We start from the raw sequence: 16,824 nt of genomic DNA on the forward strand, positions 1-16,824 counted from the left end.
GGTTAGCCTTGGGGCAGTTGCAGGTTGACGGCGCCGGGGTGTTGTTTGACGAGTGAGTACGGCAGGATCGACCAGTCGGGTCTATCGCAAGAGCGTTGTACGCGAGCGAAGTAGGCGCCGAGGTACAAGCCCTTCTCGGTGAAGTACCAAGGTGAAGTGCCCCAGATGCTCTCATCCTGGAAGTTGCAGTCGTCATCTCCCGTCGGTTTCTTCATTTCTGTGGGGTACAGGGCGGTGAATTGCTTGATTACCCAAGGTACCAACTCTTTGCTTACGTACTGATAGCGCGCGTTACTTTCGGCCTCGCTCAGCGGTTTGTCGCCCAGGCTGTCGCGCTCGGCATGCAAAATCGGCGTGCCCTTACCTACCCAAAAGACATCTTCGAGTGACAATGGGTGGCCGGTTTTTACATCAATGTTGAGGGGTGAATCGCCAAAATCAGGATGCGCGCCGCCGCAGTAATAGCTGGTCGAGATATTCAGGCTGACCACGGCTGGCGAGATCATTTTCGGTTCTGCCTGCTGCATGAAGTCGACGTTCTCTCCGCCACTCAATTGGCAACTGTGATAACGGATCACTTCAAGCCAGAGCCGCCCCAGCAATTGTTGATTGACCCGCTGCAGATCATCTTTCGGCAAACCGGATTCCACACTGAACAGGGCAATTTTCGAGTCGGGCTCCGTCCACCATTGCAGGGTGTAGCCCATGAAGGTCTCTTTCTTCGTGGCTTTGAGATTGAGCCCCTGCACTCGCAAGTATTCGTACAACTCACCGCTCGGCAGCGCGGCGATGATTGGCAGTGTGTTAGCGGTTGGCGTTGGAGTTTTGGCCTCGGTGAGTTGCACTGACAGTTTCTTGCCCTTCGGACTTTGCCACTCGCCTTGCCAGCCGTCGCCGGTCTCTTCCAGTTTCAGCGTTGGCAGCGGCTTGTCGTCGCCGTAACGATTGTTGCCCTCGGTCAAGGTCAGTGTGCTGTCCTGCAATGCGCCGCTTAGAGGCAAATCGCGATGATACTTCTCGTAGAAGTAACGGCCAATCACTTCGCCCGGCTGCGTGGTATTGAGCTCCACGACAATCGGTGTCTTACCCAGCGTACCGGTAAATACGCGCCGACCATCTTCGGCATGGGCAGTGGAAATCAGTGAAAACAGCACAGCAGCGCAAGTTGCCAGGCGCATCAGTCCCTTGAGCATTGATCGATCCTTGAAAGAGGAGAAGGCCGCGCCTGGGGTTTACAAACCGGCCCGGAGAAAGTCGGGGCGGATTATGGCGAGGCCAAGCCAGAGAATCGAGTGCAACCGTACATTTCGGCTGCACATGGGCGCTTAATGAAAAGCCCTGATTTCTCGCCACGCCTCCAGACGTCGCTTCAAAGCACTCTCGATACCTGCCTCATCAACAACGCAATATTCACGCAACCAGTGAGCGACCATTTCGACATTCGGCCAGTAGGTATCTTTCTGGCCTTTGCTGCTTCTGGGCGTGTCATTCATTGCGGCATCGAAACCAATTTCTTCACGCTCACTCTGTGGTAAACAACCCCACTCGGCTGCATTGCCCTGGAAATACCATGCGATTTCATCAATATGTTTTTGTGCACTGCGATGGCTGCGCCGATAAAACTTATAGTCGCGACAGACTTGATCCATACGCTCCGGCATGATGCCGCCATCGACCCAATCCATAAGACCGTGATTGATCGCATCGCGGATCAATCCTTCACGCCAACGATCAGCAAACCAGGCAACGAAACCTTCTGTGTCAGCCTTTTGCGCATTGGCGAAGACCATGCAGTAACGGGTTTTCACATGGATAACCAACAAAACATGCTTGCGTTGCACAGTGATCGCATGGACTAGCCACTGCTCTACGGAACTGGAGGCTTCGTCATCTTCGATGGCCGGCGACGGCGGTTTGTTGTCCACCGGCGTGATCTTTTTGCCTTTGTGAACACGGCTGAAAAACTTGCTGGCGGCTTCGGTGCAATTGAAGATCAACATCCGGGTTCTCTCGTAGTTGCTGGAGGACGGCGCTCAATTACCGATTTTGATTTCTTCCGCTGTAGCCTGGCAATGGTTCATTTAAGCGAAATGCACAGCAGCACAATAATCAGCAACCCGATATAAACCCAGGCATGCACCCGATCCGGGATCCACCCAATCCATGTCGCAGCCAATCGAATCCCGATGAGCGAACCAACCGTCAGCACCGCAAACGCCAGCAAATCCACATACCCGACAAACCACGCCCCCAATTCAGCCTGACTGAACCCGGCCAACGCCATGTACGTCAGCGTCCCCGCTACTGCCACCGGCACGCTCAGCGGATTGGCCATGGACGTCGCTTGCAACATGCTCAATCCACAACGGCGCAACAGCGGCACGGTCATGACGCTGCCTCCTACACCCAGAAACGTCGCGATGGCGCCGATGCCTACACCGCCTGCGGAAATTTCCATAGCGCCAAGTCGGCGTGGGATGACGTCTGGGTTCTGAGTGAGAAAACCGCGTCGCAGCAGGCAATCAATGATGGTCACGCCGAGATAGCCGATGAACGCGTAGCGAATCACGTCGCCGCTGACCCACACCGCCGCTATTGCACCCACGATTGCGCCCACGCCGATAAACCCTCCCAACGGCCACAGGTAATGACGGATGAGATTGCCGGCACGACGGTGTTTGTCGGTGGCGATCAGGGCGTTGACGATCATCACGCAGGTCGAAGTGGCGACGGCGATGTGCATCGCTGACTGGCCGATCGGGTCGTCGGCGCCGTGGCTCGCGGTGAGCAGGCGATACAGCAGCGGCACCACGACGAAGCCGCCGCCGAAGCCGAACAGGACCGCGGTGATGCCGGTCAGGCAGCCGAAGAGGGTCAGCAGTAAATAGAACATGTCGAGGCGTCCGTGGTGGGAGAGCGGTCGACGATAGAGCGGCAGCGCTTGGCCTGCTTCAGCAAGTCAGCCAATAATGTTTGCGTTTACGCCAATCATCGGAAAACGCCTGATGCGCAATGTTTCGATCAATCTGCTGGATGACACGCCGCGCGCGGTGGTGGCGATCGGTACGGATTATTCCCACGGTCACTTGCTGCCTTTTCACACGCATCGGCGGGCGCAGTTGTTGTACGGCGCGACCGGGGTGATGCAGGTCAGCACCCATGACGGCAACTGGGTGGTGCCGCCGCAGCGAGCGGTGTGGATTCCGCCGGGGGTGGCGCACGAGGTGTTGATGCTTGGGGTCAGCACGCGCAGCTTGTACATCGAACCGGGTGCAGTGGATTTGGGGGAGCGCTGTCAGGTGATCAGCGTGTCGCCGTTGATGCGGCATTTGCTGATGGAGGCGGTGGAAGTACCGCTGACGTATGACCTCAGCGGGCGCGATGGTGTGTTGATTGATCTGTTGCTGCATGAATTGACGCGCAGTGCGCCGCTGCCGTTGCACATTCCGCTGCCGACTGACGGAAAGCTCCTGTCTCTGTGTCAGACCTTTCTGCATCAGCCGTACGCCCACCAATCACCACAGCAGTGGGCCGACCAATTACACATAAGCTTGCGTACCTTCAACAGACTGTTTCGCCACCAAACCGGGCTGAGCTTCAGACAATGGCGGCAGCAGGCTTGCGTGGTCTTGGCGCTGGCACGTTTGGCCTCGGGTGAAGCGGTGACGCGCATCGCGCTGGACTTCGGTTATGAAAGCCCGGCGGCGTTCTCGACGATGTTCCGGCGGATCCTCGGGCAGGCACCGTCCGTCTGGTTGGAGGCGGCGAATTAGCGCAAATCAAAAAATGCGTTTGATCCCGGCCGAAAACAACTGTACAAAAACACAGTAGATTTTCAATCAGCACTCTTGAGCCCGGAGCACACCATGGCCTCTCTTGCGATGAACCACATCCTCGAACGCATTGCCCTTTTCCAGTTCACCCCGACGCACTGCGTCCAGGCCCGAGCGATGCTGGGCTGGAGCGTGGAACAGCTATCACGGGAGGCTGAGGTTTCGGTTGAAGACATTCAACGCTTTGAAGCGCAGCAGGATGTCGCGGATGCGGCGCGACTGGCGTTGGCTTACCGGTTTGAGGCGCAGGGGCTGGTGTTCTTTCCGGGGTTTGCACCGGGGCGTAGTGCGAGTTTTCAGGGCGTGTCGTCGGAAGCGGTGGGACGTGGGGATTTTGCGATGGCTGAGTAAGGATAAAAACATGAGCGAGATCGAAGAAAGCACAGGCAATGTTTATCAAGATTTAGGGCTTGAGCATACAGGCGAGATGCTGCTCAAGTCCGAGTACGTGACAAAATTGATCTCGCTCATCGAGTCCACCGACATAAGCGAATCTGAAGCCGCACAAAGACTGGGAATACCTCTGGAGAATCTCCAGCAAATCCTTCGTGGAAAATTCCGGGAGGTACCCGTTACTACGATGGCCGAATACAACATCAAGATTTCAGGGCTTGGTTCTGGAGCAACCGGTTCGCCCCCTTAGACGCGAACCGTCTCCAACTCATCAGGCGCTCTGCACCACCGCCTCACTCTCCCCTTCAACCGCCAACCACCACGCCTCCCCGCGTTGCGGTTGAGCGATGTTAAACGCCTCGCCCATCTGCGGCGTGGTAATGGAAATACTGCGTTCCCACGCCAATGCCAGGATCCGGTCGAACGGTTCGTGCCAGGCGTGCATGGCCAGGTCGAAGGTGCCGTTGTGGATCGGGAAGAGCCAGCGGCCCTTGAGATCGATGTGCGCTTGCAGGGTTTCTTCGGGCTGCATGTGCACGTGTGGCCATTCGACGTTGTAGGCGCCGGTTTCCATCAGGGTCAGGTCGAACGGGCCGTATTGTTCGCCGATGCGTTTGAAGCCGTCGAAGTAGCCGCTGTCGCCGCTGAAGAAGATCCGCGTGTCGCCGTCGATCATCACCCAGGACGCCCACAGGGAGCTGTTGCCATCGAACAGGCCACGGCCGGAAAAGTGCTGGGACGGTGTGGCGACGAAACGGATGCCGGCAATCTCTGCGCCCTGCCACCAATCGTACTGGCGGACTTTGCTGGCTTCGATGCCCCATTTGATCAGGGTGTCGCCGACGCCCAGCGGAGTCAGGAACAGGTTGGTCTTGGCAGCCAGTCTGAGCACGGCCTGATAATCGAGGTGGTCATAATGGTTGTGCGACAGGATCACCGCTTCGATCGGCGGCAACTGGTCGATGCTGATCGGCGGCTGGTGGAAGCGTTTCGGCCCGGCCCACTGCACCGGCGATGCGCGCTCGGCAAAGACCGGGTCGGTGATGAAGAATTTGTCGCGCAGCTTCAGCAACAGGGTCGAGTGACCGAGGCGATAGACGCTGTGATTGGGCGCTGCCAGCAGTTCTTCCCGGGTCAACGCTTGCACCGGAATCGGCGCGGCGGGTCGGGTGTTGCGCGGTTTGTGGAAAATCATGTTCCACATGATCCGCAGCATTTTGCGTACGCCTTCGCGTTGCACAGGTGCGTGGTTGCGAAACAGCCCCTGATGCTGCCGCGAGGCTTCAGGCGTGGATGTGTTATCCGGGATCGAAACTGGATTGGCCATGACTGAATGACTCCAGAAAAACCGCGCAATTCACGGTTTTTCCACGGTGGGACGATAAATGGCCAAAGCTGCACGCATAGGCCGAACTTCTGTTTTTTAGATTGCGAGGATTAACGCAACATTACACTGCTCGGTGTAGTTTCTAGGTTGCATCAAAGCGGATGACAAGTAAACTGCCAAGTGTAATTTCATCTTTTCTCTGCCGAAGCGTACTTATGACAGCTCCACAGCGCCTCACCGACCGTAAACGCGAAGCCATTATTCAGGCGGCGATTGCCGAATTCCGTGCCCACGGTTTCGAGATCACCAGCATGGACAAAATCGCGGCCACCGCCGGTGTGTCGAAGCGCACGGTGTACAACCATTTCCCCAGCAAAGAGGAGTTGTTCGCGGAAATTCTCAACCAGTTGTGGGCACGAATCAGCGCCGAGCAGTCGGTGACCTACAACCGCGATCAGCCGTTGCGCGAGCAATTACGGCAGATGCTGCAGGCCAAGGTGCAGTTGATGGCTGACGAGAATTTTCTGACCCTGGCACGGGTGGCAATTGCTGCGACCATTCATTCGCCGGAGCGCGCGCAGAACATGATCGAGCGCATGGGCGAGCGCGAGGAAGGTCTGACCGTGTGGATTCGCGCCGCGCAGGCCGACGGCCGATTGAAACCGGTCGACCCGGAATTCGCCGCCCATCAAGTACAAGGCTTGCTCAAGACCTTTGGCTTCTGGCCACAGATTTCGATGGGCCGTGCCGCTCTCGATGCCGACATGCAGACCACCGTCGCCGAATCGGCGCTGGAGATGTTTCTGGCCTGCTATCAGCTCTAAATAGCCGTTCTCCTGCGCGAGCCAGCGATTAAATGGCTCGGAAGGACACTGATTATTCCCGTTGGAATAAATGACAATGTCCGACAATCGACCGACGAACGGTTAGCCTGAGAAAATACTGCAAAGTATTTCAGGATGAATTTCGCGCAGGGCATCATGGAAAACCAACGCGGCAAAGGCTTGTCATTCGCCCGACGCATTTACCTGCCCAGGGCCATCGGTCTGGGGATCGGTTTCTTCAGCGTCGGTGCTGCGTTGTATCCGCTGAACATGCCCGGCTGGGTCTGGGGTCTGTTGTTGTTCAACGGCTTCGCCTGGCCGCATCTGGCTTATCAGATTTCTACTCGCTCGGCGTTCCCGTATCAGGCTGAACGCCGCAACCTGTTGTATGACTCGCTGTGCGGGGGATTCTGGGCGGCGAGTTTTCAGTTCAGTCCGCTGACCACCGTGACCATCCTGTCGATGATGACCATGAACAACGTCGCCGCCGGTGGCTATCGGTTGTTCGTGTTCGGCGCCCTCGCCCAACTCGCCGGCGTATTACTGGGCTGGATGATCTTTGGTGTCAGATTCAGCCTGACGATGACACAGGAGCAAGTCTGGGCCTGCCTGCCGATGCTCACACTCTATCCGCTGGCACTGGGCCTGGTCTGTTATCGCCTGGCGATCAAACTCTCCCAACACAAACGCGCACTGAGCGCCCTCAGCCGTACCGACAGCCTCACCGGCCTGCTCAATCACGGTGCCTGGAAAGACCTGCTGCACCTGAAATTTCAGCAGTGCCGCCAACACAACAGCCAAGCCACGCTGGCGTTGATCGACATCGACCATTTCAAGGAGATCAACGATAGCTTCGGGCACATCGTCGGCGATGCGGTGCTGCGGCAATTGAGTCACGACCTCAAGCACCTGCTCGATCAACACCAGTTGGCCGGGCGCTACGGCGGTGACGAGTTCTGTGTGATCCTGCCGACACGGCCGCTGAACAAGGCTGAAGCGCTGATGGAGCAGTTGCGCGAGGCATTGCAGCAGTACCGTCATCCGCAGGTGCCAGACTTGCGAATGGGTCTGAGTATCGGTCTGGCGCGGTATCAGCCCTTGTACAAGGATGCCCTCGACTGGCTGGACGATGCCGACAAAGCGCTCTACACCGCCAAACACAAGGGCCGCAACACTATCAGCGTGGCCTTGAGCCGTGCCGCTACAGACAACGCCAGCGCCTGAAAAGTTATACAAAATTACAAATAATTAGTTTCTTGTACAACTTTATGAAGTTTTGTATAAGTAGCCATCTGCCAGTTAAGGAATGCTGGCATTGAGCAGTCACCGCCGAATGCCGTCCGCGCATTCGGTCTGCCAGCGCGGAAATAGGGACTGAATCCTCGATCTTCCCCTCTTCCAGAGTACTGCGAGCATGTTCTTCAATCGCCACAAAGCCGTCGTCGACGATCTTCAGCGCACCCTCACCGAACAAGCCGGCCTGCTCGACGCGATCAATCGCTCGATGGCGGTGATCGAATTTGACCTCGATGGTGTGGTGCTGCGCGCCAATGACAACTTTCTCAAGACCATGGGTTACACCGCCGAACAAGCGATCGGCCAACCGCATCGGCGTTTTTGCACACCGGAATTCGGCCGCAGTGCTCAATACACGGATTTGTGGTCACGCCTGAAAAACGGCCAGTTTCAGTCCGGGACATTTGAACGGGTCGATAGCAAGGGCCAGCCGATCTGGCTGGAAGCCAGTTACAACCCGATCAAGGATGCCTCGGGGCGCGTGGTAAAAGTGGTCAAGTACGCCATGGACGTGACCGCCAAGGTGCAGCAGGAAAGTGAGGCCAATGCCAAGTTGCAAGCGATTGACCGGGCAATGGCGGTCATCGAATTCAACCTCGACGGCAGCATTCTTACGGCCAATCAGAATTTTCTGACGCGCATGGGTTACACCCTCGCCGAGCTGAAAGGCAAACATCACCGTTTGTTCTGCACGCCTGCACTGGTCAACAGCAGCGCCTATGAGGATTTCTGGCGGCGCTTGAACCAGGGCGAGCTTTTCCAGGGGCAGTTCGAACGCGTGGATAAACGTGGGCAAACGGTGTGGCTCGAAGCCAACTACAACCCGGTTTACGACGCCGCCGGGCGCTTGTGCAAAGTGGTGAAGTTCGCTTCTGATGTGACCGCCCGAGTCGAACAACACGAGCAGGACGCACGCAGTGCCAGCGCGGCTTATCACATCTCGGTAGCGACGCGAAAAGTCGCCGAGCAAGGCACTCAGGTGATCCAGCAAGCCGCCAGTGAAATGCGCGAAATCGCCGAGGACATTGCCCAATCTTCAACGTTGATTGCGCAACTGGGTGAACGCTCCGAGCAGATCACCGCCATCGTCAACACCATCCGCGCGATTGCCGACCAGACCAATCTGCTGGCGCTCAACGCCGCGATCGAAGCCGCGCGTGCCGGTGAACAAGGTCGCGGATTTGCTGTGGTCGCTGATGAAGTGCGACAACTGGCGGCACGTACCAGCGGCTCGACGGCGGAAATTTCCAGCATGATCGGTTTGATCCAGAGCGAAACCCGGCAAGCCATCAAGAGCATGGAAGGCACCCGGGGGCGCGCGGCTGAAGGGGTCGAGTTGGCGAATCAGGCGGGGACGGTGATCTTGCAGATTCGCGATGGTGCCAGTGAGGCAGTGGATGCGGTGAGCATGTTTGCCAATGAGCGGGTGCCGGGGTAATTGATGCAGAGTCAGTAGACCGAGGCGCGGCCTTCGCGAGCAGGCTCGCTCCCACAGGGAAATGCATTCCAATGTGGGAGCGAGCTTGCTCGCGAAGGGGCCGGTCGCCACAACGCAGGGCTATAGTGACTACACGCCCCACGCCCTGCCGAGTGCACCATGACCACTGAAAAAACCGCAACAACGGAATCAGCTCCCGTCGATCACCTGCGCTTCCACCGCCCCCACGCCCACCTCAACACCACCTTCGGCAACGACACGTTCGCCCTGCGCGCCGAGGCGTTTGCGCGGTTCTTCGGCACGCCGATGTTTCTCGGCGCACAAACCCTGATTGTGCTGTTGTGGGTCTGCCTCAACGTGTTTGGCGTGACCACTTTCGACGTTTACCCGTTCATCCTGTTGAACCTCGCTTTCAGCCTGCAATCGGCCTACGCCGCGCCGCTGATTCTGCTCGCACAAACCCGTCAGGCCGCCCGCGACAAGGCGCAAGCCGATGCCGACGCGCAACACCGTGAAGCGTTGGCACAGGCCAATACCGAGCGTCAGGCCCAAGCCGCGAAAAACACCGCGCAGTTGCTTGAGCTGCTGGAGCAGAACACCCGCCTCACCGAGATGACCAAAAACCTCACCGAACGCATCGCCAGCCTGACCAGCGAGTTGCACGATCACATGCGCCAGAATCCGCAGCGCTGATCACGGCAAACGTAGCGCCCGCCCCAATTCATCGAACAGTGTCACCACCGAGCGCAAGGCCCGGCAATCCGGGCGGGTCAGCAGCCACAGCGCGGTGTCGTAACCGTGCAGCGGCTCGCTTAACGCCTGCAAACCGTCGGTGATCAGAAAGTCCGGCAACGCCGCCACGCCGAGGCCTGCGCGGACCAGTTCGGTGACCGACAACATGCTGTTGCAGCGATAGCGCGGGGTGACGCCGGGTAGATGCTGACGACGCCAGGCGATGGTTGGGTGATCGGGGAGAAAGTCGTCCGGGGCGATCCAGGTCAACGTCGTCAGATCCGAAGCATCGATGTTTTGCAGATAGCGCGGACTGGCGCAGACCCGGTAGGAAATCTTCGCCAGTTGCCGTCCGACCAGATGCTCCGGCGGTGTACGCGTCAGGCGCAGAGCAATGTCGGCGTCGCGCCGACTGAGGTTGGCGAAATCGTTGGAGGTGCTGAGCTCAATGGTCAGTGCCGGGTAATTGGGCATGAACTGCGCCAGCGCCGGCAGCAGCAAGCTCTGCAACACCGAATCGGTACAGGTCAGTCGCACCGTACCGCTGACCACTTCGCCGCCCTGCTCCACGCCGATACGCGCGGCTTCCAGTGCCTGTTCGGCGCGCTCGGCTTGCTCGGCCAGTGTCTGCGCGAGAGTTGTCGGTAAATAGCCGGCACGGCTTTTTTCGAACAGTTGCTGACCGAGTGCGGCTTCGAGACGGCGCACGGCGCGAAACACCGTCGACACGTCGACCTTCAACAGCTGCGAAGCGCGGGCCAGAGAGCCGCCTCGTACCAAGGCCAGAATCAGGGCGAGATCGGGGTAGTCGAGCTGATAGTGCGTCGCTGCATTGATCACTTGGGGAAACGCCCATATTGAGTGCGTGAACGCCAATCTATAGTGAGGGCCATCAATCAACAAGCGCAGGGAACTTCCATGGAAAACAGCGCCATCCGTATCGCCCTGATTGGCGATTACGACCCGCAGGTCACCGCTCACCAAGCCATTCCCGTCGCCCTCGGGCTGGTCGCCGAACCCCTCAACCGCAACGTGCAATTCGAATGGTTGCCCACCGAGCAGATCCACGCCGATACGCCGCTCGAGCGGTTCGACGGTTTCTGGTGCGTCCCCGCCAGTCCTTACAAAAGTGAAGCCGGCGCATTGCGGGCGATCCGTTTTGCCCGCGAACAGCTGCGCCCTTTCCTCGGCACCTGCGGCGGTTTTCAGCATGCGGTGCTGGAGTTTTCCCGCAACGTGTTGGGCTGGGAGGATGCGGAACACGGTGAAACATCGCCCGACGCTGAACGCGCGGTACTCACGCCGTTGACCTGTTCGCTGGTGGAAGCGGTAGACAGCATTCATCTAGTGCCCGACTCGTTGATCGCCAAGGCGTACGAAACGTCGCAAATTCGTGAAGGCTATCGCTGCCGCTTCGGTGTGAATCCGCTGTTCGAACAGCAACTGTTGAACGATCGGCTACATGCTGTCGGTCATGATTCGTCAGGGGATTTACGCGCGATCGAACTCAAGGATCACCGGTTCTTTGTCGCGACGTTGTTTCAACCGGAACGTGCGGCGCTCAAAGGGCAGATGCCGCCGCTGGTGCGCGCGTTTGTTGAAGCATGTGGGGAGTCACGTTGATGGGTTCCTGCTTTGCGGTGATTTTTACCTCGACTCGAACCGAGGGTGACAATGGGTATGCCGAGGCGGCTGAGCGCATGGCTGCGTTGGTCAGTGAGCAGCCGGGGTTTCTTGGGGTGGAGTCGGTTCGAGGAGCGGATGGCGTCGGGATTACGGTGTCGTATTGGCAGAGCGAAGCGGCGATTCTGGCGTGGCGGCAGCATCCTGAGCATCGGGTGATTCAAGCGCGTGGGCGCTCGGAATGGTATTCGGCGTTTCATACGCGGGTGTGCCGGGTTGAGCGTGAGTATCGGTTCAACCAGTAATTGCAGGGCCATGCTTTCGGCCGCCTTCGCGAGCAAGCTCGCTCCCACAGGGGATTTGTGATCGACGCAGATCCAATGTGGGAGCGAGCCTGCTCGCGAAGAGGCCCGCACTGTCACAGATAATCTCAGCCACGCACCAGACTGCGCACCGCCTCAATCTCCGGCACTTCAACCTTGCTCATATATACCCGCAACGGCTCGGTGATGTTGATCCGGTCATCGATATGCTGATCCAGCAACAACTGAATCAACTCGCGTTTAAGCGTCATGGTCTGCGCTGTCGCCGGTGCCCAGACGAATTCGTTCACAGGAATAATGCCGTCATCGGCCACGTCCATACCGAACGAATCTTCGCTGAAGCGCACGATGTACTGACCGGTTTTACGGTTGAGGCCGACAAATCCCTTGAGATCGTCGGCGGCCTGGCAGATGAGTTGGGAGGTGATGCGCATGGTAAACCTCACGAAAGATGATCGATGGTTTACACGCAGGGCAACTGAGCGGCGCGCCCTCTGCCGGAGCGACTGCCGTGGGCAAGCGTACTGCAAACAGCGCCACAAAAGTGCAGGAAAAATCGCTTTTAATACGTTTATGTCGGTCCTGCGATAGCACGCAATCGATTCAGTTGCTAAAAGATACGTCTTTGAAAATGCCCTGCGAAAGGAACTCGAACATGCCCGCTACTTTCACCAAAAGCGCCCTGGTCCTGAGCCTCCTGCTCGGCCTCGGTCAGGCGCACGCCGCCAGCCACAGCGATCCCGATGCGGTCGCTGCCGCCAACGGCATCCCGCACCCGGCGGTGATCGCTCACCGTGGCGCGTCCTTCGATGCGCCGGAATCCACGGCGGCGTCCTACAAACTGGCGCGTGATCTGGGCGCCGATTACCTGGAAATGGACTTGCAGCGCAGCAAGGACGGCGTGCTGTTCGCCCTGCACGACGACAACCTGCAACGCACCACCGACGTCGCCAGCAAGTTTCCGGAGCGCAAGGACGCCTCGGCCACCGCGTTCACCATGGCCGAACTGAAAACCCTCGACGCCGGCAGCTGGTTCAACGCCAAGTACCCGGATCGCGCCCGCCCGTCCTACGCCGGGCTGAAAATTCTGACCCTCGATGAAATCATCGACATCGCCCAGGCCAACCCGCAACACAAGCCGGGCCTGTACATCGAGACCAAAGAGCCGCAGCTGTTTCCCGGGATCGAGAAAGACCTCAAGGAAAAACTCCAGGATCGTGGCTGGCTGAGCCCGGCCGGTTCGAAACTGGCGAAAAGTGCGCTGGGCGTGGGTCAGGGCAAAGGCAAAGTGATCCTGCAGACGTTCGAGAAAAACAGCCTCGAACTGCTGGAAAAAGAAATGCCGCAGGTGCCGAAGATTCTCCTGTTGTGGGTCGGCGAAGGCAGCATCGAGCCGAAATCCAAGGTGACCTTTGCCGAGTCCGGCGAGAAGGACAAAAACGTTTTCTACGGTAAACAAGAACCGAAGTCCGAAGCCGAATTCAAACAATGGGTGGATTACGCCAAGGCCCAGGGTGCAATCGGCACCGGCCCGTCGGCGAAGCTGACCAAGGGCGGCGACCAGAGCTATTCGGATCTGGTGCAACCGTGGATGAACCAGTACACCCACGATCAGGGCCTGCTGGTGCACGTCTACACCGTCGATGAGCCGGTGGACTTCGAGAAAGTCATGGCGGCGGGTGTCGACGGCATCTTCACCAACCGCGCCAGCGAACTGTTGAAGTTCTACAAACGCCCGGCGGCTGGCACTGTTGATCAGGTGTTGAAGAACAACGGCTTCTGATCTGAAATCGAGGCGCCTTTATCGCGGGCAAGCCACGCTCCCACAGGTTCTGTGCAGGTGCGTGGCTTGCCCGTTTTGTTTGGGTGCGGGGTTTTAAGGGTGAGTTAAGTTGCGCTGGTTAACCTGAGGCCACTTAAACGAATCACCCCAAGGAATGAACCGATGAAAACTTTGACTGCCCTGTTTACTGCCGCTGCCCTGACTCTTACCGCTGGCCTGGCCCAGGCTGATGTTCGCGTTGACCAGATTCCGCAACTGGTCAAGGAAGGTAAGATCAAGTCGCTGGAGTCGATGAACGCCGAAGCGCTGAAACTGCATCCGGGTGCGACTATTACTGACACGGACCTGGATAACCACTTCAATGGTTATGAGTATGAAGTTGAGCTGAAGACGGCTGATGGTAAAGAGTTTGATGTGGACTTTGATGCGACCACTGGCAAGGTGCTGAGCAACAAGCAAGACACTTGATACCTCGTATAAAGCAAGCCGCACGATTGAGAGATCGTGCGGCTTTTTTGTGTCTGGTGTTTGGCCTGGTGATGTGTTGTCAGTGAGATTTTCTCCCCCTCACCCCAGCCCTCTCCCCCAAGGGGGCGAGGGGGAAAGGGAGCCGATCGGGGGCTATTTCAAGACCTGAGTTCGACTCGATATTTCAGGTCGGCGCAACTCAAATAATCACCCCGGTCAGTCCCCTCTCCCTCTGGGAGAGGGCTAGGGGGAAAGGGAGCCGATCGGGGGCTATTCAAGGCCTGAGTTCGACTCGATATTTCAGGTCGGCGCAACTCAAATAATCACCCCGGTCAGTCCCCTCTCCCTCTGGGAGAGGGCTAGGGGGGAAAGGGAGCCGATCGGGGGCTATTCAAGGCCTGAGTGCGCCTCGATATTTCAGGTCGGCGTAGCTCAAATAGTCACCGTGGTCAGTCCCCTCTCCCTCTGGGAGAGGGCTAGGGTGAGGGGAAAGGGCATCACGCCGAGGTGCTGACCAGCGAACCCGAGGTGCTCGAGTCGGAATCCTGCAACGCCTGCAACAATGAGGCTGTGGCGGTGGACAGGGAGGCCGAGGTGGCGGTGATCTGCGCTTGGGCGGCAGCCACCTCGGCGACCTTCGCATCAGAATTTTCCTGCTTCGCCTGGGCCGCTTGCAACGCCTGCTGCTCTTCCTGCAATTGCTTCTGCAACTCGGCAATCTGCTTGCGCAGTTCCTTCACCGAATCCGATTCTTCGCTGCTGCTGGAGCTGCTGTCACCCGCCGGAGCGGCCCCACCACCGGCGGCGACTTTACCGGTATCGGCCGTAGCGCCAGTGCTGGCGGCTGCCGTGGTCGAGGAATCGTCACCGACGTCGCTGATTGCGGTTTTGCTCGAAGGTGTGGTGACGGTCTGATTGATCGAAACAGAAGTGATGCTCACCATGGAAAGGCTCCAATGCCGGTTATAGATAACCGGTCATCGACCACGGCCGCAGGTAATTGAGATCGACTGTGTACCGACTCGGTATCCGAACCGGTACACAGTCGATGGCGTCAGGCGCTCAGGCGCGCGGTGACTTCGTTCAGTTGCCCGGACAGACCATGCAAGTTCTGGCTGGCACTTTCGGTGCGTTGCACGTTGTCGAGGTTGGTGCTGGCGATCGAAGTGATCTCGGTGAGATTGCGCGAGATGTCTTCGGCCACCGAGGTCTGCTCTTCCGCAGCAGTAGCGATCTGACGGTTCATGTCGCGGATCGCCTCCACCGCGTGAGTGATACGCTCCAGCATCGCACCAGCCTGGGTCACCTGTTCAACGCTTTCGTCACTGCGCGTCTGGCCGCTATCGATGGCTTGCGCCGCGTCCACCGCACCGGTCTGCACGCTCTGAATGATCTGGTTGATCTCGATGATCGACTCGGCGGTGCGCTGCGCGAGGTTACGCACTTCATCGGCGACCACGGCAAAACCACGCCCGGCCTCACCGGCGCGCGCCGCTTCGATCGCAGCGTTGAGCGCCAGCAGGTTGGTCTGCTCGGCGATGCCGCGAATCACTTCCAGCACTTTGCCGATGCGGCCGCTGTCGGCTTCCAGACGACGGATCACCGTGGCGGTGTTGGCAATTTCACCGCGCATCTGGGTGATCGAGTGAATAGTGCTCTGCATGACCTTTTCACCCTGTTGGGCGGACTGGTCGGCATCGTCGGCAGCACGCGCGGCATCGGCGGCGTGACGCGCCACTTCCTGCGCGGTGGCGGACATTTCGTTCATCGCCGTGGCCACCTGATCGGTGCGGTTGAACTGCTCGTTGGTGCCACCGGCCATGGTCGTGGCAATGGCGTTCAACTCGCCGCTGGCGCTGTCCAGATCACTGGCGCTGCGCTGCAGACGAGTAAAGGTGTCGGCGAGGAAATCACGCAGGGTGTTGGCCGCTGCGGCGAGGTTGCCCAGTTCATCCTGACGGTCGCTGACCACGCGTTCGGCGAGTTTGCCGCGGCTCAACTGCGTGACGTAATCAATGAGTTTGCGAATCGGCTCCACCAGGTTGCGGTTGACCAGCCACAGGCTCAACAAGCCGATCAGCAGACCCGACGCGAGCATCACCAGCAGCCCCAGCCACACGGTGCGATCAGCCTCGGCACTGATCAGCGCCGACTGCGCGGTGCCTTGCTTGCGCAACTCGGCGACCAGCTCGCTCATCTGATCGCTGGCGGCACGGTCAACGCCTTTGACCGCCGCGTCACCCACCGTCGGATCACCACCAGCAGCCACGTAGGCATCACGTCCCTTCTGATAAGCGCTACCCAACTGGCGGTGTTCTTCACGCAAACGTTCAATGCGCGATTTCAGGCTGGGCTCTATGCCTTTCTGGCTGGCCAGTTCACCAAGTATCTTCTGTACATCGCGCTGACGATCTTCGAACTGACCCCAATACTTGGCCAGATCCGCCGGTTGCTTGCCGCGCAGCAGGACGTTTTTCCACTCCTGCACCTGCACCTTGAATTGCAGGTTGGCTTCGTCGATCAGTTGCGAGGTGTGCAGGGGACCGGCGATCAATTGGCTGTAGCTTTGCACGCCGTTGGACAGGAAATGAAAACAGGCCAGCGCAATCAACAGCACCGCCAGCAGGCTGCCGCTCAGCAAGGCGAGAATTTGCGCTCTCAGGGATTTTTGCAGCATCGCAAGATACTCAAGACAGGGATGAGGCACGCCCGGTAAGGCGTGAAATTTTGCCGGACATCCATGTCGGCGAGCCTTGGCTCATGGCAAATGGCGCGCAACCTAAC

At 58.5% G+C, this 16,824-nt stretch carries 18 protein-coding genes and 2 pseudogenes; 12 read left to right on the forward strand and 8 right to left on the reverse strand.

Going from position 1 to position 16,824, the window contains the following annotated elements; all coding sequences use genetic code 11:
• Nucleotides 1–2 precede the first annotated feature (2 nt).
• From AB4N44_RS10055 to AB4N44_RS10065, 3 genes are all read right to left on the reverse strand, one after another.
• A complete protein-coding gene (locus tag AB4N44_RS10055) occupies nucleotides 3–1,193 on the reverse strand; it encodes a hypothetical protein (protein ID WP_460109069.1) in 1,191 nt (396 codons plus the stop codon).
• A gap of 132 nt (nucleotides 1,194–1,325) precedes the next feature.
• A complete protein-coding gene (locus AB4N44_RS10060; RefSeq protein ID WP_141126173.1) occupies nucleotides 1,326–2,000 on the reverse strand; it encodes a DUF6933 domain-containing protein in 675 nt (224 codons plus the stop codon).
• A gap of 77 nt (nucleotides 2,001–2,077) precedes the next feature.
• Nucleotides 2,078–2,893, reverse strand: a complete 816-nt coding sequence (locus tag AB4N44_RS10065; RefSeq protein ID WP_460109066.1) for a sulfite exporter TauE/SafE family protein — start codon at nucleotides 2,891–2,893, stop codon at nucleotides 2,078–2,080.
• A gap of 112 nt (nucleotides 2,894–3,005) precedes the next feature.
• On the opposite strand from AB4N44_RS10065, the gene AB4N44_RS10070 reads away from it, so the two are divergent.
• From AB4N44_RS10070 to AB4N44_RS10080, 3 genes are all read left to right on the forward strand, one after another.
• Nucleotides 3,006–3,773 carry an AraC family transcriptional regulator gene (locus tag AB4N44_RS10070; RefSeq protein ID WP_460109063.1) on the forward strand — a complete coding sequence of 256 codons (768 nt, stop codon included), beginning with the start codon at nucleotides 3,006–3,008 and terminating at the stop codon, nucleotides 3,771–3,773.
• A gap of 93 nt (nucleotides 3,774–3,866) precedes the next feature.
• Nucleotides 3,867–4,184 (forward strand): helix-turn-helix domain-containing protein, encoded by a 318-nt coding sequence (locus AB4N44_RS10075; protein ID WP_460109060.1) that lies wholly within the window; start codon nucleotides 3,867–3,869, stop codon nucleotides 4,182–4,184.
• Nucleotides 4,185–4,194: 10 nt separating this feature from the next.
• On the forward strand, nucleotides 4,195–4,476 hold the full coding sequence (locus AB4N44_RS10080; RefSeq protein ID WP_460109057.1) for an XRE family transcriptional regulator: 282 nt from the start codon (nucleotides 4,195–4,197) through the stop codon (nucleotides 4,474–4,476).
• A 21-nt stretch (nucleotides 4,477–4,497) separates the two neighbouring features.
• Here AB4N44_RS10080 and AB4N44_RS10085 read toward each other — a convergent pair whose 3' ends face one another.
• The gene (locus AB4N44_RS10085; protein WP_460109055.1) at nucleotides 4,498–5,553 is read right to left on the reverse strand and encodes an MBL fold metallo-hydrolase; all 1,056 of its coding nucleotides are present in this window, start codon (nucleotides 5,551–5,553) and stop codon (nucleotides 4,498–4,500) included.
• A gap of 215 nt (nucleotides 5,554–5,768) precedes the next feature.
• Here AB4N44_RS10085 and AB4N44_RS10090 point away from each other — a divergent pair, with 215 nt between their 5' ends.
• The 5 genes and pseudogenes from AB4N44_RS10090 (at nucleotide 5,769) to AB4N44_RS10110 (ending at nucleotide 9,804) form a co-directional block, all read left to right on the forward strand.
• Nucleotides 5,769–6,377 (forward strand): TetR/AcrR family transcriptional regulator, encoded by a 609-nt coding sequence (locus AB4N44_RS10090; RefSeq protein ID WP_460109053.1) that lies wholly within the window; start codon nucleotides 5,769–5,771, stop codon nucleotides 6,375–6,377.
• 156 nt (nucleotides 6,378–6,533) lie between these two features.
• Nucleotides 6,534–7,601, forward strand: a complete 1,068-nt coding sequence (locus AB4N44_RS10095) for a diguanylate cyclase (protein ID WP_460111713.1) — start codon at nucleotides 6,534–6,536, stop codon at nucleotides 7,599–7,601.
• 280 nt (nucleotides 7,602–7,881) lie between these two features.
• Nucleotides 7,882–8,565 (forward strand): annotated as a pseudogene (locus AB4N44_RS10100) (PAS domain-containing protein); the annotation flags it as partial.
• A gap of 108 nt (nucleotides 8,566–8,673) precedes the next feature.
• Nucleotides 8,674–9,111 (forward strand): annotated as a pseudogene (locus AB4N44_RS10105) (methyl-accepting chemotaxis protein); the annotation flags it as partial.
• Between the two features lie 159 nt (nucleotides 9,112–9,270).
• Entirely contained in the window at nucleotides 9,271–9,804 is a 534-nt protein-coding gene (locus tag AB4N44_RS10110; protein WP_150750318.1) for a DUF1003 domain-containing protein, read from the forward strand.
• Here AB4N44_RS10110 and AB4N44_RS10115 read toward each other — a convergent pair whose 3' ends face one another.
• The gene (locus AB4N44_RS10115; RefSeq protein WP_460109049.1) at nucleotides 9,805–10,746 is read right to left on the reverse strand and encodes a LysR family transcriptional regulator; all 942 of its coding nucleotides are present in this window, start codon (nucleotides 10,744–10,746) and stop codon (nucleotides 9,805–9,807) included. It lies immediately after the preceding gene.
• 15 nt (nucleotides 10,747–10,761) lie between these two features.
• On the opposite strand from AB4N44_RS10115, the gene AB4N44_RS10120 reads away from it, so the two are divergent.
• Both AB4N44_RS10120 and AB4N44_RS10125 read left to right on the forward strand, forming a co-directional pair.
• Nucleotides 10,762–11,466, forward strand: coding sequence for a CTP synthase C-terminal region-related (seleno)protein (locus tag AB4N44_RS10120; RefSeq protein WP_460109046.1), 705 nt, complete (start codon nucleotides 10,762–10,764; stop codon nucleotides 11,464–11,466).
• Entirely contained in the window at nucleotides 11,466–11,771 is a 306-nt protein-coding gene (locus tag AB4N44_RS10125) for an antibiotic biosynthesis monooxygenase family protein (protein ID WP_460109043.1), read from the forward strand. Before AB4N44_RS10120 ends, AB4N44_RS10125 begins: the two co-directional genes overlap by 1 nt.
• Before the next feature lie 125 nt (nucleotides 11,772–11,896).
• Here AB4N44_RS10125 and AB4N44_RS10130 read toward each other — a convergent pair whose 3' ends face one another.
• Nucleotides 11,897–12,223: a DUF2025 family protein gene (locus AB4N44_RS10130; protein WP_150652097.1), complete on the reverse strand. Its 327-nt coding sequence runs from the start codon at nucleotides 12,221–12,223 to the stop codon at nucleotides 11,897–11,899.
• A gap of 221 nt (nucleotides 12,224–12,444) precedes the next feature.
• Here AB4N44_RS10130 and AB4N44_RS10135 point away from each other — a divergent pair, with 221 nt between their 5' ends.
• Together AB4N44_RS10135 and AB4N44_RS10140 are read left to right on the forward strand one after the other, a co-directional pair.
• Nucleotides 12,445–13,572 carry a glycerophosphodiester phosphodiesterase gene (locus AB4N44_RS10135; RefSeq protein WP_460109040.1) on the forward strand — a complete coding sequence of 376 codons (1,128 nt, stop codon included), beginning with the start codon at nucleotides 12,445–12,447 and terminating at the stop codon, nucleotides 13,570–13,572.
• A 162-nt stretch (nucleotides 13,573–13,734) separates the two neighbouring features.
• Entirely contained in the window at nucleotides 13,735–14,040 is a 306-nt protein-coding gene (locus AB4N44_RS10140) for a PepSY domain-containing protein (RefSeq protein WP_007963131.1), read from the forward strand.
• Between the two features lie 497 nt (nucleotides 14,041–14,537).
• Here the strand turns inward: AB4N44_RS10140 and AB4N44_RS10145 are convergent, their stop codons facing one another.
• Together AB4N44_RS10145 and AB4N44_RS10150 are read right to left on the reverse strand one after the other, a co-directional pair.
• Complete coding sequence (locus tag AB4N44_RS10145; protein WP_460109037.1) at nucleotides 14,538–14,984, reverse strand: hypothetical protein; 447 nt, start codon at nucleotides 14,982–14,984, stop codon at nucleotides 14,538–14,540.
• 110 nt (nucleotides 14,985–15,094) lie between these two features.
• A complete protein-coding gene (locus tag AB4N44_RS10150; RefSeq protein ID WP_460109035.1) occupies nucleotides 15,095–16,717 on the reverse strand; it encodes a methyl-accepting chemotaxis protein in 1,623 nt (540 codons plus the stop codon).
• Nucleotides 16,718–16,824: the final 107 nt, after the last annotated feature.

The organism is Pseudomonas sp. S3_C06 (genome assembly GCF_054667675.1).

Excerpts from the sequence above, each read along its gene's own strand:
- AB4N44_RS10075 (WP_460109060.1), top strand. The coding sequence starts at position 3,867 with ATGGCCTCTCTTGCGATGAACCACATCCTCGAACGCATTGCCCTTTTC.
- AB4N44_RS10095 (WP_460111713.1), top strand. The coding sequence starts at position 6,534 with ATGGAAAACCAACGCGGCAAAGGCTTGTCATTCGCCCGACGCATTTAC.
- AB4N44_RS10120 (WP_460109046.1), top strand. The coding sequence starts at position 10,762 with ATGGAAAACAGCGCCATCCGTATCGCCCTGATTGGCGATTACGACCCG.
- AB4N44_RS10130 (WP_150652097.1), bottom strand. The coding sequence starts at position 12,223 with ATGCGCATCACCTCCCAACTCATCTGCCAGGCCGCCGACGATCTCAAG.
- AB4N44_RS10090 (WP_460109053.1), top strand. The coding sequence starts at position 5,769 with ATGACAGCTCCACAGCGCCTCACCGACCGTAAACGCGAAGCCATTATT.
- AB4N44_RS10110 (WP_150750318.1), top strand. The coding sequence starts at position 9,271 with ATGACCACTGAAAAAACCGCAACAACGGAATCAGCTCCCGTCGATCAC.
- AB4N44_RS10145 (WP_460109037.1), bottom strand. The coding sequence starts at position 14,984 with ATGGTGAGCATCACTTCTGTTTCGATCAATCAGACCGTCACCACACCT.
- AB4N44_RS10150 (WP_460109035.1), bottom strand. The coding sequence starts at position 16,717 with ATGCTGCAAAAATCCCTGAGAGCGCAAATTCTCGCCTTGCTGAGCGGC.
- AB4N44_RS10085 (WP_460109055.1), bottom strand. The coding sequence starts at position 5,553 with ATGGCCAATCCAGTTTCGATCCCGGATAACACATCCACGCCTGAAGCC.
- AB4N44_RS10080 (WP_460109057.1), top strand. The coding sequence starts at position 4,195 with ATGAGCGAGATCGAAGAAAGCACAGGCAATGTTTATCAAGATTTAGGG.
- AB4N44_RS10070 (WP_460109063.1), top strand. The coding sequence starts at position 3,006 with ATGCGCAATGTTTCGATCAATCTGCTGGATGACACGCCGCGCGCGGTG.
- AB4N44_RS10140 (WP_007963131.1), top strand. The coding sequence starts at position 13,735 with ATGAAAACTTTGACTGCCCTGTTTACTGCCGCTGCCCTGACTCTTACC.
- AB4N44_RS10055 (WP_460109069.1), bottom strand. The coding sequence starts at position 1,193 with ATGCTCAAGGGACTGATGCGCCTGGCAACTTGCGCTGCTGTGCTGTTT.
- AB4N44_RS10060 (WP_141126173.1), bottom strand. The coding sequence starts at position 2,000 with ATGTTGATCTTCAATTGCACCGAAGCCGCCAGCAAGTTTTTCAGCCGT.
- AB4N44_RS10135 (WP_460109040.1), top strand. The coding sequence starts at position 12,445 with ATGCCCGCTACTTTCACCAAAAGCGCCCTGGTCCTGAGCCTCCTGCTC.
- AB4N44_RS10125 (WP_460109043.1), top strand. The coding sequence starts at position 11,466 with ATGGGTTCCTGCTTTGCGGTGATTTTTACCTCGACTCGAACCGAGGGT.
- AB4N44_RS10065 (WP_460109066.1), bottom strand. The coding sequence starts at position 2,893 with ATGTTCTATTTACTGCTGACCCTCTTCGGCTGCCTGACCGGCATCACC.